Genomic DNA, 18,289 nt, shown 5'->3' on the forward strand with positions numbered 1-18,289 from the left:
TACTTCTCCTTTATAAAATTTATAATTAAATATTTTCAGCTATTTTTTTTATTGCATTTATGGCATAATCAATTTCTTCTTCGGTATTCATACTCGAAAAAGAAAACCTAACTATACCTTGCTCACGTGTTCCAAGCACCTCGTGCATCAACGGAGCACAATGAGCGCCCGCTCGAATGGCGATATTATACTCTTCTGCCAGTACATCAGCAACATCTCCTGCCGGTACACCTTTAAAGTTTAGTGATACTACCGCTGTTTTTTTCTTAGAAAAATCTCCATAAAATTCAAGACAGTCCAAACCTTTTAAAGAATTGTAAAACTTATTGGCAAAGCTCATTTGTTTTTTATATAGATTCTCAATACCTTTTTCTTTTATATATTTTATTCCTTCATACAATCCCAAAATTCCTGCTGTATTTAAAGTTCCCGCTTCAAGTCGTAGCGGATATTCTCCCGGATGAACTTTGTCAAAGGTACGAACACCACTGCCACCAACTTTATAACGGCGTATTTCCGGAGATTCCATATTTACACATAAACCACCAATTCCCTGTGGCCCATATAAACTTTTATGTCCTGTAAAGCAAAGGATATCAATGCCGTCTTTTTCTACATTAATAGGAATAACTCCCGCTGTTTGCGAAACATCTACCACTAAAATAAGATTGTGTTTTTTACAAATTTCCGATACTTTTCTCACATCTATAATATTACCTGTCACATTAGAACCGTGAGTAATGGCAATCATTTTTGTATTGGGCTTAATCGCATTTTCCAAGTCTTCATAAGATATAAGTCCTGTCTTATCCCCTTTTATAATTGTATATTCACAGCCGATAGTTTCATGTGCCAAATAAATCGGTCTTAATACAGAATTGTGTTCCATAGTTGTCGTAATAACATGATCTTCTTTATTAAGTAATCCTAAAATTGCTATATTTAAACTTTCTGTCGAATTGCCTGTAAATACTAATCTACTTTCATCTTTTAAACCGAAAAATTCTGAAATTGCTTTTCTTGCTTCAAATACGGCACGAAAAGCATTATTAGCCTCCTGATAGCTACCACGAGAGGCATTTGCATATTGTGCCGAAGACAATACTTCGTATACTTTATCAGCAACAGCTTTTGGTTTTTTTAAAGATGTTGCACCATAATCAAAATAATAACTCATAATATTCTCTTGTTTAGGTAAAATAATTTTTTATATTATTTTCCTAAAACTTCCCCCTTTTTTATTTTTTTGCTAAGAACACGATAGTTTTCTACACGACGTGTTATTCCAAGTTTATCTATATATTCTAAAATAGCCATCGAGTATTTTCTACTTGATCCGCTCATATCACGAAACTCTGCCAATGTAAGTTTTTCATTTGTTTTAAAATGATCTTCCACCATATTTATCGCTTGTTCAAGAATATCCTTATGCAAAACTAAATCGCTATCTAAACGAATAATAGTATTATCCACCAGTGATTCTAAAATCTCCAAACTGAATTTAATACCTTTTGTCAAATCTTTTATTGTTGGCGGTGTAAAGCCACCGTTCAGCAATTCTTTTTCAAGACGATTTTTTTCGGCTATTTGCTTATTGTCTAATTTAACTTCAAAACCTTTTTCCGAAACTAAATTACCAATATAATGTACTTCATTATTTTTTATAAATAACTTTATTATTTCAAGCACTTCTTTTTGTGCCAACTTAAATTTGGACATAAGTTCGATTTTAGGTATACCTGCTTTTAACCTATTGCGTTTATGATAATCGTTTAAAATGATTTTTAATCTTTCCAGCAATTCTTCATATTTTTTACTGTGAATAAACCCTAATTTCGTCTCATAAATTATTTTATCTTCCAATAATGATGATAAATCTTCCTCTATTTCGTTACTTGGTAATTGCAAATCTTGAATAAGTTCTTTTTTGGGGATAATGTACTGAATATGGGTTAACAAATAATTATCCACCAACTCTTTCGAATTTCCTTCTAATTGAACTTTTAATTTTCTAAGTATTTCTTCATTAAAACGGCGATGTTTTTTAGGGTTGGCATCTAAAATTACACCACCACCGATTGTTATCATCGGTGAATAAGTTCTTATGATAAATCTATCATAATTTTTCACAGCGACTTCTTCTTCTAGGCGTAGCTGGGCAAACCCTTTATCCCCTTGTTTTAACTCATCTTGTCCTAACGGCACAATCCTTGCCATAACTTCAACAGTTCCGACATAAAGTCGAACCCTGTCCCAAAGTTCAAGATTAGCCCGCGAATCATCTATTAATGTTATCTCGCTGTCTAACATATACGTTTTAGTAAGACTTCCGGTTGTTGCTAATGTATCTCCACGACTTATCTCATCAAATTTTATATTCGCCAAATTTATAGCTGTTCTTTGACCGGCAAAGGCTTTTTCTACATCTTTTGAATGTACTTGGATATTTCTAACCTTAGCTTTAATTTCACCGGGATAAATAGTAAGTTCATCACCAACAGCAACTACACCTTCGGTCAAAGTTCCGGTTACAACGGTGCCAAATCCTTTTACCTGAAATGAGCGATCGACGTTTAAGCGTGCGTTTTTTTCTATATTCTTCGCTTCTATATCTTCTGTTTTTTTGTCAATAATCTCCAACAGAGTATCCAACCCTTTTTTACTTATAGAATCAACTTCTACAATCGGTGAATTTTCTAACACGGTTCCTTTTATAAATTCTTCTATATCATCTTTTACCAATTCTCTATATTCTTCTTCTACAAGATCAATTTTTGTCATAACGATGATATAATTTTTTATACTCAGTAGCGTTAAAATATCAATATGTTCTTTTGTTTGAGGCATAATACCTTCTCTTGAATCAATCAAAAGCAATACCAAGTTAATGCCACTTACTCCTGCTAACATATTTTTTATAAATTTTTCATGACCCGGCACATCAACAACACCGCAGCGTTTTCCGCTAGGTAGGTCAAAATAAGCAAATCCTAAATTTATTGACATACCACGCTCTTTTTCTTCCATGGTAGTGTCTGTTTCTATTCCGCTCAATGCTCTTATAAGCGTCGTCTTCCCATGGTCAATATGCCCTGCCGTTCCAATTATTACATTATTTTCCATCTATTTTCCGCCTCAATTTTTATTAAAAGCAGAACAAAGTTAATAAGAAAACTCTATATTACTTTGTTCCACTCCTTTTTAAATTTATTTTAACTCATAATCTTTCAATTCAACAACCATTCTTTTAATTCCTATTTTTTTCGAATAGTACAGCCCCTTGTATTCTATTTGTTCGCCATGAAGTAATTTTACCAATTCATCAAATTTTTCCCAAGCTATTTTCAGCATAAAACCACAACCTACTGATATACTGGGATGAGTTGGAATAAGCGAAGCTCCATTTCCTTTTTTTAAACAAATATCATCAGCCTTTATCGCATCATGAGTATTGTTAAATACTACTAAACCTTCTTCTACCATTGAGCCTCCTACGGATGAATAATTTTATTAGCTTTTCTCATATCCTCTACAATAAAATACATATTTGTCGGATTACCGACCGCTAAATCAATTTTATTATAATCTATACACGCCCCGCAGCAAACTATTTCCACACCACGATTATCTAATTCACGAAGTTCGTTTAATACATGACTACGTTCTTTATCTACCAACAATGCTCCACCATTGTAAAATATTATTTTTTGCGGTAACACTTCTTGTTCTGTCAAGCCGTAAAGATATGCTTTTATTAGTCGTTTCCCTAATTCTTCACTACCATGCCCCATTATACTTTTATTAATAACAACTATATAACTATCATCTTTAAACGCAGGTATTTCCGGTTGTTTTTCTTTTTCTTCTCGCTCTATTATTACTTTATATCCATTTTCTACTTCTTTTACTATAAAAGAATAATTATTTTTTGCAGCAAATTTCTCAAGGCTATCTACACTTTCTTGTGCTTTTACTAATAATATTACTTTAGTTTCTTCTTCTAATGTTCTTTTTGCTTGGGTAACCGGAACAACGCATTTATCCAATAAAGTATCAATAACCACACCATCTTCTAAATCTTTATCTTTTTTTATTGTTACAATATACTCTGTATTAGATATTTCTTTCATAGAATAATTGTATCCTAACTGAGTAGCTAATTTTTCCAAGTTTTGAGTTGCAACAAAATTATCAACCGTTGTTTCCACTACATCATTTTCCACTAATAATTTTTTTGTTTGAATAACAGGTAAAGGACAAGCCAATCCTTTAGCATTTAATTGTTGTTTTTTCATGCTGAATTTCTCCTTAGTATTAATATTTATTTTTTAATGTTATAGTTATTTCACTATAACTGCTTTTTCTTGTTTTTCTATTACCGTTCCTACTATCGCACTTTTTACATCAAGTGTATTTAAACGCTCCAAAAGTTCATCCACTACATTTGCCGGTACACTTATTAACAATCCTCCTGAAGTTTGCGGATCATACATTATTTCTTCTAACGCAAAATCTTTTATTCTATATTCCACATTAGGCTCCACATATGTTCTGTTTAATTGCCCACCTGAAGTAATTATAAATTCTTTAGCACAATCATATGCTTCTTCAATATAAGGAATATCCTTTGCAATAATTTCTGCTGAATATTTCCCGTCCAACATTTCTACAAGATGTCCCAAAAATCCGAAACCTGTAATATCAGTACAACTATTTACAGGGAAATCTCTCATTATCTCTGCCGAGTATTTATTTAATGTCGTCATTTGTTTTACACTTTGGGCAAATGCCTCATCAGAACATCCTTTTATCATATATGCCGTGTTAATAATACTTACTCCAAGCGGCTTGGTTATTATTAACTTATCTCCGGCTTTACAATTATTATTTTGCAAAATTTTATCCGGATGCACTACCCCTGTAACTGATAATCCATACTTAGGTGTTGCATCATGTATAGAATGTCCACCGGCTAAAACTCCACCGGCTTCATGAACTTTTTCAGCACCACCTTTTAATATTTGATGTAATATTTCTAAATCCATACTCTCAGGAAATGCAACAATATTTAAAGCGGAAATTACTTCTCCACCCATAGCATAAACATCACTTAAAGCATTTGTAGCTGCAATTTGTCCATACAAATACGGATCATTTATCATTGTTGTAAAAAAGTCTAATGTTTGAATAATGGCTTTATCATCTGAAATTTTATAAACGGCAGCATCATCAGATGATTCATACCCTACTATTAAATTCTTATCTTCTTTTTTCGGCAGATCACTTAATATACTCGATAAAGCCCCCGGCCCTATTTTTGAGTTTCAACCTCCGCATACTATCATATCTAATTTTTTCTTCTCAGACATACACTACCCCCCATTCCTCTATATATATTATTATACTATCATACTTGCAATTTTAAAAGAGTTATTTAATTATTTAGTTTTGTTGAAGATTAATATTAAAACACAAAAAGAGAATACCCAAAAAGTAAAGTCCTTACCTTTGCGTATTCTCTTTAATTACATTCTATACGATACTAGTTTCTGCTTCCGTCAAGATATACCCCGGGAATCGGAGTTTTACCTTGGAATGCTCCATGATGATCTTGGTGTTGAACTAATGCTACTCTACCTCCGGCGATTGTTACACCGACACCTAATTCGGTTGCCGATTTGTCAAGTAACGTATTTCTATGTCCATAAGGGTATTGAGTTACAACATTTCCGATTTCTTTATATAAAATATCCAATAAGCGTTGTGCTACTTGTTCCGGCGTTCCATAATTAGAACTTACCGCTACATTATATAAAATATGTTGCGGATCAGCATATCCTGCCGCTGCAGCTGCCGATTTTTCTAATGAACCTCTTACCCCGTGAATAGAAGATGTAATAGGATTTGACAATACATCAGTCGCTCTTTGTTTAGTTCCAATATTTAAAGCAGCATTTTGTTTTAATTGTGATAGACCGTTCATCGCACGTAATTGATTTACTTTAGCGATATACGCCTGTCTAATTTGTTCTTCACGGCTGGTAGCTACTGAAGTAGTTGTTTGTGTTTTTGTTACCGCCGGATTGGTTGTTTGTGCCTTAGTTGTTTGAGTTTGTTTTGATTTTTGGGTATTCAAAACTGTACTACTTGTTTTAAAATTAGTATGTTTACTAGTATTTAATGGTAATACACTCGGTGCGGCTGCCGCTCTATTTACAGCAACAGTAGCCTCTGAAGCCGGTTTTTCCGCCGGTACTACATTATTCGGAGTCGGAGTTTTCTCTTTTACCGCTGAATTTGTTGCTTGTTGAGTTTTTTCTTCTTTAGGTTTTTCAGAAGGTTTTTTCTCATTACCTTTATTTTCACCTGTTTCTTGTTTTGGTTTATCTTCAGGCTTTTTAGGTTCTTCAGGTTTTTTAGGTTCTTCTTTAGCTTCAACATCATAAGTTACAGTAACATCAAACTTATGACCTTTAACTGTTGTTGAAGTTTTTATTGTTTCTCTTTTCACAGCTGTTTTCGGTAGCACCTTAGCAGGAACAGGAGCATTAATATTTAATTCATACTCTACATTTTCTCCAGCTTTAATCGCATCTTTTTTAATTATAAATTCTGATTTACCATCTACACTTACTCTCACCACTACATTTGTTACATTTTTAGTAGTTGTCAGTTTCGCATAATAATGACCATTTTTTTCATAAACACTTACTTTTACATCTTTAACATTCACGTCTACCGCAGCAGGTTGAACTTCGTTCGCATTTGCCGGGATAACCGTAATTCCTGTTAATAAAACTAATCCGGCAATAACTTTACTAGTTACTTTTAAACCACTCTTCTTCATCTTTCGTTACTCCTTACATTTTTATTTCTAAACTTTACCGTCTACTATATTATAATTTATTACAAAAGTCTATTCAATAAAATTTCTAATTTGTAATATAAATTCAATGTTGTAACGATTTTGAAATAATTTAAGTTTATTTTTAGCTACAAAAATATTCCCCACAAAAGGAACTGTCCCCAAAACTTAGACAAGTTTTGGGAACAGTTCCAAAATAGGGAATACTTTATTTTTTTGAAAGGGATTCTCTATATTTTAATGGAGTTACTTTCATTAATGTTTTAAAAATTCTAATAAAGTAACTTGTATCAAAATAACCTATATAATCCGCAATTTCCGAAATAGAGAAATCTGTATTTTCTAGCAAATAACAAGCATTTGATACACGCTTATCATGAATATAATCTACAATACTAATTCCCATATCTTTGTTAAAAATTGAAGATAGATAACTTTTATTTACCCCTAAATAATCACTAACATTATCTAAACTAATTTTTTCGGAAATACGATCATTAATATAAGCTATACAATTTCTTACAACAGCTTGTTTATCTTTATATTTTTCTCTATCAACCAACAAGCAATAACTTCTTATTACATCTTCTGATAAATCATAGTTATCAAGTTTATTTTTTATTTTAACCCATAACTCCTCAACTCCAAGATAATCATTGCTATGTTGTTCTAAAGCATATCTTAATAAGTCGTTCATATTATATGATTTTCTACGTCTTACATTAATTCCTTGCTCTACAGATTCTTCATCAACACCATGAATTTTATGTCTTAAATCAAACAACATATTAACCCTAGAAATGTTACCATCAACTACAGCTTCTAATATTTCCTTTTTAAATTTAACTTCACTTTCTAAAATACTATTCAAATAATTATTTTTCTTAGCTGCACTGCGTCTTACATTTTTTACACTTGTGTCTTCTATTAAAACTATAGAATCTAAATAATCCACATTTTCTGAACCCATAAGAAGCTCTACAAGATAATTAAATTTCTTTCTCGGGGTGATTGGCAATGAAAAATAAACATCACAAACCAATTCGCTAATACTGGCACCATATTTCGTCAATGATTCGTGGAATAATTTTGTCGGAATAAGATACTCTAAAAATGGAGTTAACAGGTAAAATTCTTCTTCATTATCACTCGGAATAAACAGACAAGAGATACCCAACCCACTTTGACATTTAACGAGTTTCCCATTATTTAATTCATTTTTAATTGTTGAAAGATTTCTTTTTATAAATCTGCTGAAAATACTACTTAATTGCTCTTCTCCAAGATTCAAAGTAATCTCTTCATCACTGTGTTTATAAGTCAAAACTTTTCCGTTTAAATCCAATATATCCTTAATTCGCTCTATTTTTTGCAAAGAACTTCTCACTATATTTACCTCCTAGTTATCTATAAAGTTTTAAAATTATTAATCAATTGTAATATCGCGACGCGCGTTAATTATATACGAAATAATCAAAAATATCGCAGTATAAGCTACTAACATAATCACCAGTGCATTGGCATCATCAAATTTATATACTGATTTTACAAGATTACGACTTGATTCACGGTTATAGAAACTGCCGAACAAATTCACATCAAACATATGATATTTTATCCAAGACCATTTTTGAACTGCCAGTGCTGTTATTCCTTGAATAATCGATCCGCCCAAAACTGCAAACATCACAAGGACAAGAGATAGTATCTGTGTTTTGAATACTACGCAAACCAAAAGTACCATAGATATATAAAATATCATAACGGCAAGCCCCGCTAAATTAGAAATAATAAGTTGATTCAAGACTGTTCGTCCGAAATAACCTTCTGCGATTGTTTCATTAAGTTTTCCTAAATCCATTTTACCTTTAAAAAATACATAGTTTTTAATAATATACTCAAAAACTGTTCCAACTATAACAAAAATAAAATAATTTAAAATAGCCAATACTATTTTTGCAGTTAAAATTGCAGAACGTGACTTAGGTTTTGTGTATAAAAATTTAACCGTTCCTTTTGAATATTCCTGTGATAGATTATTGGCAAACATAATTAAAACCAAAATACTGCCAAGTCCGGCGGAAATTTCAGTAATTCCTGCTAAAGAACCAACAGCATTAAAACTGTCAACACCTACTGCTTTATATAAATAAAAATTATAGGCAATAATTACTAAAAATACTAATAATATATACAACCATGTTGTTTTCTTTTTATAATCTTTAACAAATTCATTAATTAACAATTTCATTATTTATTCTCCTTTCCGGTAATTTCCAAGAAACGATCCTCTAATGATGTACTTAGCACCTTAACAGTATCCAATTCCACATTGTTCGTTACTAAGTATGTTAATAGTTGAGCCTTATTCTCTCTTGATAAGTTTTCAAAGACAAATCCGGCATTTTCTTTTTTGTAACGAATACCTAATTCCTCAATTAATGCTTCCGCTTTTTCGTTATCATATGTCGAAACAAACGTTTTGACGATATTATCAGCTTTCAAATTCGCCAATTTATCATCTGCTATAATGTGACCTTTTTCAATAACGATAATTCTATCACTAACTCTTTCAATTTCATCCAATAAATGCGAAGAAATCAAGATTGAAACCCCTGTCGCTGCAATCTCTTTTAACTTATTACGGAAATCTTGAACTCCTTGTGGGTCTAATCCGTTAACTGGTTCATCCAATATTAAAATTTTAGGATCATTCAATAAAGCCTGCGCCAAGCCTAAACGTTGACGCATTCCTAGAGAATAGGTTTTAACTTTCTTATGAATTACATCTTTAAGCCCTACAAACTCAGCCAATTCTTTTATTCTTGAACGGCTAACTTTTTTTCCACATGTTCTTGCTATTTGTTTCAAGTTTGACCAACCTGACATATAGTTATAAAATTCAGGTGTTTCAATCATAGAACCTATTTCTTTTAACATTCTCGTTTTCCCTAAACCGAGAGGTTTTTCAAAACAGTAAACATCACCCTTAGAAATTTTGGTCAACCCTACCATCATTCTCATAATAGTAGTTTTACCACTGCCGTTAGGTCCAAGCAACCCTATGATTTCACCTTTTCTCATTTCAAAAGTAATATCATCCACTATGGTTTTTAAACCAATTCGTTTTTTTAATCCCAACACTTCAAGAACAACTTCACCTTGTTCTTTTTTTTCCGTAGTTTTCCCTACCTCTACAGAAACATTTGGAACATTTGAAACATTTTCCTGCTCAAATGCTTTTTGCAAATCTTCACGATTTAAAACAACTGTTTCACTATGTACATCTTTATTTTCCTGTACATCTTCTTTTTTATATTCACTTAAAAAGTCTTTTGTGAAATTAGATTTTTCTTGAACAGTTGAATTGTTTTCGCTATCAACCTGCTGTCTTATTTTTTCTAACAAATCTGAGTAACCTTCCGTTTTACTTCCCTTATCTGTTAGATTATCGTTTAATACATCTTTATTTTCATCTAAATTTGTCATTATTGATAGAAGATTCCTTTCTCATAAATTTTCTTTTATATTATATCATACTTGAAAAAGTTTTTCTACTAAGATGTGAATAATTATTTCTTATTTTTCTACTGAAAATATCTTGTAATTCCTGCTTTTAATTAAAAGTTTTTCTTATTAAATCAAAAACGTTATTTCATGCAATTAACAAAGATAATTATACTAATTTTACACTCAATACATAGATATTTAATATATCTTAAAATAAATATTATTGTTCTATCTATATTTTAATTAAATTTCTTAAAATTAACTTATAAAAAAACACTGACATTATATTTGAATTTTCAAATAATACCTATAATTGTTAATTAAGAAAATTTGATTGTTATCCCTTTTTCTATAAAAAAGTTAAGAAAACACTTACTACAAAGTAAAATCAACAATATTTACATAAATATCATTGATTTTAAAATATTATATTCTTTATTATAGAAAGTTATAGCCTACTTATCACAAAAATCGTAATAATAAACCGAAACCAAAGTAATTATATAAATTGATTTTCTTCTTTTGATTATTTCTTATATTCTCAGTTTAATATTCATCAACTTCCATGTAATTATCGGAATTAATACTACTGATATTACTGTAATTATATACTTATTAACAAAGAATGCTAATCCTAATATAGCATACATTCCTGCTATTATTCCTAATACTCCGTACAAGTACAGTAATTTATCGATTATATTTATTGTGAAAAATTTTCCTTCACTTTCAATATTGTGTTTTTTGTAAACTTTACTCATTAATAAAGAAATTATAAACATTACCCCGAGCCATATTAATATATACTTCCATTCTACATAAGTTACATAATAAGCTATCGGCACAGAATTTGGACTTATCACTATATGTTCGATTATTAACTTTTTACCTGCTACAACCAGCCAAATTATATAAAATATCATTATAGGATAGATATGCAGGGTAAGTAATGGAACATACATAGCTATAATGCTGATAATACTTCCGCAAAAGCTGGAACTTATTGCCCCTAAAATAACTATACCTAATCCTAAAATAAAGATCTTGCTATGGGCTGTAAAGGTATTTGTAATAGAATACAATTCCGATATAACGCTATTTTTCACTACTAAAACATTCGAAATACCCACCAACAAATACGCTACCGCTACAATGATTATCGTAAGAATTAACTTTGCAAAATATATTTTTTCCTTCTTAAACGGTAAACTTGCTATAAATTTACCAAAATTAGTATGGTACTCAAATCCGAAAATAGTAACCACAATAACTAACATTAAAATAATGTACATTATATTTGTATTTTCGTTATGCAAAGTTTCTTTTACTTCTGTTTTACTTTTCTCAAAATTTTCCAATACAAACATTTTTATTTTTATCGGATTATCCCCAAAATATTCCGGATAAATTTTTAACATTTCTATATTTTTACCTGTATTCTTGCCATTATTAGAACTTTTGGCTTTGAGTTCATTGTATTTTTTTAAATTATTTTTTTCTTCTTGGCTTAAATATTTAAAATATTGCTCTCTTTGTTTAACAACATTTATATCGCCGGAACGATAAAAGTTCCTTTCACTTTGTTCTGAAATTCTTCCTAAATAAACGTCAACAGCAAATCTATTCTGCATTTCCGTTAGCTCTTTTTTTGACAATTTTCCATTGAAATTTTCAATATACTTTATTTTTTCAGTTGTTAGTTTATAACTGTTTTTTTCTTGCTCATCTACATTAATAATTTTACTATTCTCTATTCTTTTATTATTACCGATATTTTTCTCAAACTCATAACCGGCAATATCATCTTTTAACTCTTTCATTCTGTTTGCTGTGGTTATTCCGGAAACAATAACAAATCCCGCTAACAATATTAAAATAAAAATAAAATATTTTTTTACATAAATTTGAATTATTTTAAAAATATCATTGAACATAATTATCTTCCCTCCCTATTTCGTAATATAAATATATCCTCAAGCGTAGCCGGTAACTTATCGTACTGTAAAGTTCCACTGTCTTTAATTAGCTTATCATTATCGCCATAAGTTATAACTGTATAAACTCTACCGATATTACTTATAACGGCTATGTTCTCATTTTGGAGTATACTTTGTGGAATTTCTTCTTTATAAACCAGTTGATATTTTATATAATCGGTTGGATTAACCTCTTTCGTTAAATAATCTTTATTATCTAAATAAATAATTTTGTTACTGATATTTTCAACATATGCCAACTGATGACTGCTTATCAAAATCCCCACACCATTTTCTTGAGCTTCTATGATATAATCAATAATTAAATTAATATTTAAAACATCTATACCGTCAAACGGCTCGTCTAACAATACAAAACAAGTTTTACAAGAAAAGCTCAAAATAACAGATAAAATAGCCCTTTGACCTTTAGATAATTCAGAAACCTTTGTACTTAAATCTATCTTGTTTTTCTCAATCTCCGCTATAAAATATTCTTTAGAAAATTTCGGATATGAAAGTTCATAGTAGCGTATTATATTTTTTATTTTCTCATTTTCAAAATAGTTAAATTTGTCAGGACTATAAATTATTTCATTTTTTATATCCTGCAAATCAGTTTCATCTATAAACATCTCTCCTTCTTTCAAATCATAGATACCCGCAATCAACTTGAAAAGTGTAGTTTTGCCACTGCCATTTCTCCCTATAACAGCAACAACTTCAGAATTTTCAACCGAAAAGCTAATATTGGATAACACTTTCTTTTTACCAAAATTTTTACTCAAATTTTTTATTTTCAGTTTCATTTTTATTCACCCCTTCGTAAAATTGCTCTACTCTTTCAAAAAGTTTTTCTTTTGATAATTCCAATAATTTCCACTCTACTAAAATTATTTTTAAAACATTATTAAAGTTTACATTTTTATCCATAATATCCCCTGCCTTATTCTTCAAACATATCGCTAATTTTTTTTAGTAATTCTTCTTTAGTTATCCCTAAAACTTTTGCTTCTCTTACTAAATCTTCAATCAATGTGTCAATTAACTTATAGTTTGGTTTTATATTATCAAAATTATTTGTTATAAATGTTCCTTTCCCTACTATTGTTGTAATTATCTTCTCATTTTCCAACTGTTGATAAGCCTTCTGAATGGTACTTATATTGACTTTTTTTATTTTTGCAAACTCTCTAACCGAAGGCATCTTATCATTTTCCTTAAGCATTCCTTTCGCTATTAACCCTTTTGTTTCGTCAACTATTTGCTTATAAAGCGGTTTGTTAGAAAAGCTACCATTACTAAACATAAAATCCCACCTTTCATAGTGTACCATAAATAGCCATACACTTATTTCATTTTTAGTGTACCATAAATAGCCATACACTTCAAGTGAAAATATATTTTTTATTCTATTTTTTAATTAAATTATTTTTATACAATGTATAACACAAAAGAGCCGTAGATTATTCTACGACTCCAAAGTCTTTTAAAATTTATTTAACAAAATCAAATTCTTTTTTTAAATCAATATCATTAAAGGAAACCATAACTCTATCATAATTTAATGGTTTAATCAGATTATTAACAGCTTGTGCAACCTTTTCACAAACTTCAATCGGGCGTGCTACCCAACTTATTTCAATTCTAACACGACTTAATTCTTCACCATCACTAATTGCTACAGTTTCAACTAAATCCAATGTGAAAGCTTCACGCGGTCTTTCTATAATATTAGAAATTGTATCAAACAACTCCCCGCTAATTTTTTTTAAATCATCTTTTTTTATCCCTTTTGCTACTATTCTCGGCATAAAATTACCTCCCGTTTGCATTCGTTTTCTTTAATTATATCATATCTGTATAAAATAAAAAAGATAGAAAATATCTCCTAATTTTAGAATTGTCTTACTTTTACTAAATTATCTACTGCATGCTATTTAATATTTTATTGTATAATTATTTATTTTAATTTTTTCTGCGGTATATTTCATTATAAATATTAACATAAAACTAAACAAAAAAATTCTTTATAATTCTTTCTCAATTAATTATACAAAAAAAATAAATTTTCGATATTTATTCACAATTTATTTTACACTAAGACGCTTTCTTATTAAATTTTATATCAAATTATACAATTCTTATTTTTTTAAAATTTTCACCTCATTTTAATATCATTTTTTCTATAAATATGTTATTATTAAAGATATAAAGATAACTATAATATTATAAAGGGGAAATTTTTATTAAATTTTTATACAAAAAATACCTTTCTCTAAGTTTTTTAATTATAATCTGTATTATTATATTTTTATTTTCGCACCAAGCGGGTTATGAATCTTCAAAAATTTCCGATAACTTCTTTATTAGAAAACTTGGACATTTTAGCGAATATTTTATTTTAGGTTTTTCAGCATTTAATTATTTTACCAACATATTTTCAAAAAATCTAAATAAAATAAATATTTCAAAAATAGCTTTTACAGGCTTTTCTTTCTCAGTTCTTTATGCTATAAGCGATGAATTTCATCAAATTTTTATTGCTGATAGAGATGGAAATATAAAAGACGTTTTTATCGATAGCTTAGGAGTTTTTATCGGTATTAGTCTGGCTATTTTAATTTTTCGCTTTTGTTTCCGTAAAGAAAGTTAAAAATATTTCATTTTTTAGTTGTATTTTTCAGCCAAAAGTTATAAAATAGTTATCTAGGAGTATAAAAATAAAAAAGGAGGAGTTCTAATGCTTAAAGCACTTATTATAGAAGATGATAAATTTTTAGCAGCACGATTAAAGACTGCTATTTCAGAAAAATTTGATGCTGATGTATGTTATAACGGAATTGATGCTATCACTCTAATCGACAATAATTCTTACGATTTTATTATTGCTGATAGTATTTTACCCGGAAAAGGTGGTATTGATATATTAGATTACTCAAGAGAAACGAAAGAAGAAAGAATTCCTACTATTATTCTTTCCGTTACAGAATCTACAGATGAAAAATCCAGAGTGATGAAACATAGAATTACAGAATATCTACCTCGCTACTGTGAAGCTTCTTTAATAAATTCTACCATGGCTAACCTTCTGCAACGTGGAAGTAATCTCCAAGCAGAAAATAAAATCACGTATAAAAATCTTACACTTGATTTAAAAAATGAACTTGTTAAAACAGAAGAAATTACTTTAAATACAATTAAAGGCAAATATCTTGAACTTCTTTCTTTCTTTGTTATTAATAATAATATTGTTTTAGAAAAGGAAGAAATTTTTGATCGTGTTTGGGGAGTTGATTCTGAAACCACTATTAACGCTATTGAGGTTTATATCTCCGGACTTAGAAAAGAACTTCGTAAGATTGGTTTTGACAAAAACTTACGTACTGTTCGTGGAGTTGGTTATACTTTTGAATAATAGAGGTATCTATGGAATTTAATTATCCGATAAATTACTCATTATATACCCCGAAAGAAGTCGGTATTATAATTCAATTTCTTGATATTGTTGAACTTTGTTACACAAAAGGTGTCGAACTTAATGAGTATAAAAAACATTACAAGGCATTCAAGCAAATTGTAAAAGCTAAATCTGAAGAAAATAATTTATATAAAGATTTCAAAAATATAACCAGTTTTGACGGGTATCTTACTACAAAAGCGATGAAAAACGAAAACAAAATTATATTGATAAAATCATAAGTGTTATCAATATAATTTTGTTTTAAAATATATAGAGGGTGCGACTAAACAAAGTTTGTTTCTAATGAACTCACGATTTTTAAGTCGCTCCTATTTTTATTTGTATTTTAGAAATTTACTTATCTAATTCTATAACTCCATAGTGAAATTTCGAATTTTTTCTCACAATTCTTTTAAAACCGAATTTTTCAAAAATATCATCACGAAAATGTGCTTTTACCACAATTTTTTTACTTGCTACCCTTTTCGCTTCTACTAGCAACTCTTCACTCAAACTATCCCTACTTGCTATTTTTTCTATCCCTTGTAGATTATTGGATTCCATAATTGAATTTATAAACATCGGGTCAAAATAAACCACATCAAAACTATTATCAGTACAATTCTTTAAATATTCAAGGTTATCGGACAAAATTGTTTCAATATTCCTTAATGCTTTTATTAACATTTTATTATCAGAAATATAATTTTTTAAACCTTTACTTACAATTAAATGGATAATTTCACTTTTTTCAACAGCCACTACTTTATGACCATAATAGCTGATTACAATACTATCACTTGCTAATCCCATTGTCGCATCAAGTACTCTCTGATTTTCTGCATTGATTATTTCAATTAACGGTTCATTGTCGTTATTTTTAATTCTAAGAAAAGCCGTATCCGGATGGAAAAAGAATTCATTTTCTTCATTATAATATACTAATTTATCCTTATAAACGACAACTACTTCCTTATATTTTCTTAAAATATCCTTTACAGTTTGTTTTTTTCTTTCAATGTAATCAAACTTTTTTTGATGCGCAATTTCTTTTGCTCTTTCTATTAATTTGTCATTAGTTCTAACGCTTGTAGTAATTTTCATTTATTACCCTAACCTTTTTTTCAGTAATAACAAAATCAACCGCAATATCATGAGATTCTATCGGAAGATTTTCCTGTAATATTTTTTCATAAGAAACACCAATCATAAGTTTAGGTGCTGTTTTCGATAGATATTTATCATAATAACCTTTTCCATACCCTATACGATAACCTTTTTTATCATATACAACACTAGGAACAATAGCAATATCCATTTCTCCCATATAATTATCCGTATTAGTCGGTTCTAATATACCGAATGCCCCTTTTTTTCTAAGTTCCTCCCATTTATGTAAGGGGATAATCAGCATTTCTTCGCCTGAAATTTTTGGCACAAATATTTTTTTTTCATTAAGATATTTCTTTATAAATTGTTCAGTTGCAACTTCACTTCCAAAAGAAACATAGATAAATATTTTATTTAAGTTTTTAAATTCTTTTAATTTCTCTATTTGTTTAAATATTTTTTCACTTGCCAATTTTCTATAACTTTCGGCAAGATTATCACGTTCAGAAATAAATTTTTTTCTAGTCTTTTCCTTCACTAACTACCACCTCACTATTATTTGCCCTAAAAAAAGGGGACTTAAAAAATCATGATTTCTAAAAATGAGATTTTAATAAGTCACCCTGCAAGGTCTACTAGATATAAAAGATCTTACAAAGCGAATTTTTACAAATAAACTACCTCATATAAATTAAATATACCCTTTTTAATTTTAAGGCAATCATTTTTATCTAATATTCAACTGTTCTATTTTTTTATTCATATGAGTTCTTAATTTCATAAAATCTTCTTTTATTACAACAGTATCTGCAATATAATCATGCAAACCCATTTTTTTACTATTAAAAGCAACTACTAAATAAGGTAAACTGAACAATGCCATATTTAGTAATCTTCCAACAATTTCTCTGTATAAAACATCAATTAATGTTAATTTTTTTGGAGAAATTGCCGCTACTTTTAATCCCATTATTATTTTTCCAAGTGTTTGATTTATTGAATAAGTCATAATCACAAAATAGAAAAGCATAACAAAGATATAAGTTAGCGAACTTTCTCCAAGTAACGGTATGTTCATCGTGATATTTAACTTATTGAAAGTTAATGTATTGAAAAGTCCTGTTATTGCATAAGTAACAGCTATATCAATTATATAAGCGATTAATCTTATCCAAAAACCTGCATAAAAATGTTTTGATATTTCTCTATAATCTTCTAATGTTGTCGGCAAGATAAAATCTTCTATATTTTCTTTTGTTATTTTGGTTTCTTCCGTCATATTTTCCGTTTTTAGCTCTTCTTTATCATTTTCAGTTATGAAATTTTCTCTATCCAAGTTTTGTTGTTTATTTTCCATGTTATCAC

20 protein-coding genes are annotated in these 18,289 nt (G+C 29.3%); 3 read left to right on the plus strand and 17 right to left on the minus strand.

What is annotated here, in order from left to right:
• Window positions 1-25: 25 nt before the first annotated feature.
• The 14 genes from BQ7358_RS03710 to BQ7358_RS03770 all read right to left on the minus strand — a co-directional run bounded on the left by BQ7358_RS03710 (window position 26) and on the right by BQ7358_RS03770 (window position 14,165).
• Window positions 26-1,177: an aminotransferase class V-fold PLP-dependent enzyme gene (locus tag BQ7358_RS03710; RefSeq protein WP_062174456.1), complete on the minus strand. Its 1,152-nt coding sequence runs from the start codon at window positions 1,175-1,177 to the stop codon at window positions 26-28.
• Window positions 1,178-1,212: 35 nt separating this feature from the next.
• Entirely contained in the window at window positions 1,213-3,123 is a 1,911-nt protein-coding gene (selB, locus tag BQ7358_RS03715) for a selenocysteine-specific translation elongation factor (RefSeq protein WP_072520225.1), read from the minus strand.
• 84 nt (window positions 3,124-3,207) lie between these two features.
• A complete protein-coding gene (locus BQ7358_RS03720; protein ID WP_062174460.1) occupies window positions 3,208-3,483 on the minus strand; it encodes a putative Se/S carrier protein in 276 nt (91 codons plus the stop codon).
• 8 nt (window positions 3,484-3,491) lie between these two features.
• Window positions 3,492-4,295 (minus strand): sulfurtransferase-like selenium metabolism protein YedF, encoded by an 804-nt coding sequence (gene yedF, locus BQ7358_RS03725; RefSeq protein WP_062174462.1) that lies wholly within the window; start codon window positions 4,293-4,295, stop codon window positions 3,492-3,494.
• A 45-nt stretch (window positions 4,296-4,340) separates the two neighbouring features.
• Window positions 4,341-5,369: a selenide, water dikinase SelD gene (gene selD, locus BQ7358_RS03730; protein WP_082729140.1), complete on the minus strand. Its 1,029-nt coding sequence runs from the start codon at window positions 5,367-5,369 to the stop codon at window positions 4,341-4,343.
• A 173-nt stretch (window positions 5,370-5,542) separates the two neighbouring features.
• Window positions 5,543-6,847, minus strand: a complete 1,305-nt coding sequence (locus tag BQ7358_RS03735; RefSeq protein WP_072520227.1) for a CAP domain-containing protein — start codon at window positions 6,845-6,847, stop codon at window positions 5,543-5,545.
• Window positions 6,848-7,073: 226 nt separating this feature from the next.
• Window positions 7,074-8,252, minus strand: a complete 1,179-nt coding sequence (locus BQ7358_RS03740) for a helix-turn-helix transcriptional regulator (RefSeq protein WP_062174469.1) — start codon at window positions 8,250-8,252, stop codon at window positions 7,074-7,076.
• 39 nt (window positions 8,253-8,291) lie between these two features.
• Window positions 8,292-9,116: an ABC transporter permease gene (locus tag BQ7358_RS03745; protein ID WP_062174471.1), complete on the minus strand. Its 825-nt coding sequence runs from the start codon at window positions 9,114-9,116 to the stop codon at window positions 8,292-8,294.
• Window positions 9,116-10,354 (minus strand): ABC transporter ATP-binding protein, encoded by a 1,239-nt coding sequence (locus tag BQ7358_RS03750; RefSeq protein ID WP_062174473.1) that lies wholly within the window; start codon window positions 10,352-10,354, stop codon window positions 9,116-9,118. Before BQ7358_RS03750 ends, BQ7358_RS03745 begins: the two co-directional genes overlap by 1 nt.
• Before the next feature lie 554 nt (window positions 10,355-10,908).
• Window positions 10,909-12,309, minus strand: a complete 1,401-nt coding sequence (locus BQ7358_RS03755; protein ID WP_062174475.1) for an ABC-2 family transporter permease — start codon at window positions 12,307-12,309, stop codon at window positions 10,909-10,911.
• Between the two features lie 2 nt (window positions 12,310-12,311).
• Complete coding sequence (locus BQ7358_RS03760) at window positions 12,312-13,160, minus strand: ATP-binding cassette domain-containing protein (RefSeq protein WP_062174477.1); 849 nt, start codon at window positions 13,158-13,160, stop codon at window positions 12,312-12,314.
• On the minus strand, window positions 13,132-13,284 hold the full coding sequence (locus tag BQ7358_RS08675) for a hypothetical protein (RefSeq protein ID WP_156439988.1): 153 nt from the start codon (window positions 13,282-13,284) through the stop codon (window positions 13,132-13,134). The genes BQ7358_RS03760 and BQ7358_RS08675 overlap by 29 nt, the downstream gene beginning before the upstream one ends.
• A 13-nt stretch (window positions 13,285-13,297) precedes the next feature.
• On the minus strand, window positions 13,298-13,660 hold the full coding sequence (locus tag BQ7358_RS03765; RefSeq protein ID WP_062174479.1) for a GntR family transcriptional regulator: 363 nt from the start codon (window positions 13,658-13,660) through the stop codon (window positions 13,298-13,300).
• Window positions 13,661-13,847: 187 nt separating this feature from the next.
• A complete protein-coding gene (locus BQ7358_RS03770) occupies window positions 13,848-14,165 on the minus strand; it encodes a DUF1904 family protein (protein ID WP_062174481.1) in 318 nt (105 codons plus the stop codon).
• A gap of 482 nt (window positions 14,166-14,647) precedes the next feature.
• On the opposite strand from BQ7358_RS03770, the gene BQ7358_RS03775 reads away from it, so the two are divergent.
• The 3 genes from BQ7358_RS03775 (at window position 14,648) to BQ7358_RS03785 (ending at window position 16,053) form a co-directional block, all read left to right on the plus strand.
• Window positions 14,648-15,007 (plus strand): VanZ family protein, encoded by a 360-nt coding sequence (locus tag BQ7358_RS03775; protein ID WP_268762345.1) that lies wholly within the window; start codon window positions 14,648-14,650, stop codon window positions 15,005-15,007.
• Window positions 15,008-15,094: 87 nt separating this feature from the next.
• Window positions 15,095-15,769, plus strand: coding sequence for a response regulator transcription factor (locus BQ7358_RS03780; protein ID WP_062174483.1), 675 nt, complete (start codon window positions 15,095-15,097; stop codon window positions 15,767-15,769).
• Window positions 15,770-15,780: 11 nt separating this feature from the next.
• Window positions 15,781-16,053, plus strand: a complete 273-nt coding sequence (locus tag BQ7358_RS03785) for a UPF0223 family protein (protein ID WP_062174484.1) — start codon at window positions 15,781-15,783, stop codon at window positions 16,051-16,053.
• 115 nt (window positions 16,054-16,168) lie between these two features.
• On the opposite strand, the gene BQ7358_RS03790 is transcribed toward BQ7358_RS03785, so the two are convergent.
• The 3 genes from BQ7358_RS03790 to BQ7358_RS03800 form a co-directional block, all read right to left on the minus strand.
• Window positions 16,169-16,918, minus strand: a complete 750-nt coding sequence (locus BQ7358_RS03790) for a class I SAM-dependent methyltransferase (RefSeq protein ID WP_072520229.1) — start codon at window positions 16,916-16,918, stop codon at window positions 16,169-16,171.
• Window positions 16,896-17,462, minus strand: a complete 567-nt coding sequence (locus BQ7358_RS03795; RefSeq protein WP_072520230.1) for a 5-formyltetrahydrofolate cyclo-ligase — start codon at window positions 17,460-17,462, stop codon at window positions 16,896-16,898. Before BQ7358_RS03795 ends, BQ7358_RS03790 begins: the two co-directional genes overlap by 23 nt.
• Before the next feature lie 189 nt (window positions 17,463-17,651).
• Entirely contained in the window at window positions 17,652-18,281 is a 630-nt protein-coding gene (locus tag BQ7358_RS03800; protein ID WP_083577633.1) for an RDD family protein, read from the minus strand.
• Window positions 18,282-18,289: the final 8 nt, after the last annotated feature.

It is taken from the genome of Gemella massiliensis (assembly GCF_900120125.1).
In the GTDB taxonomy this organism is placed as follows: domain Bacteria; phylum Bacillota; class Bacilli; order Staphylococcales; family Gemellaceae; genus Gemella; species Gemella massiliensis.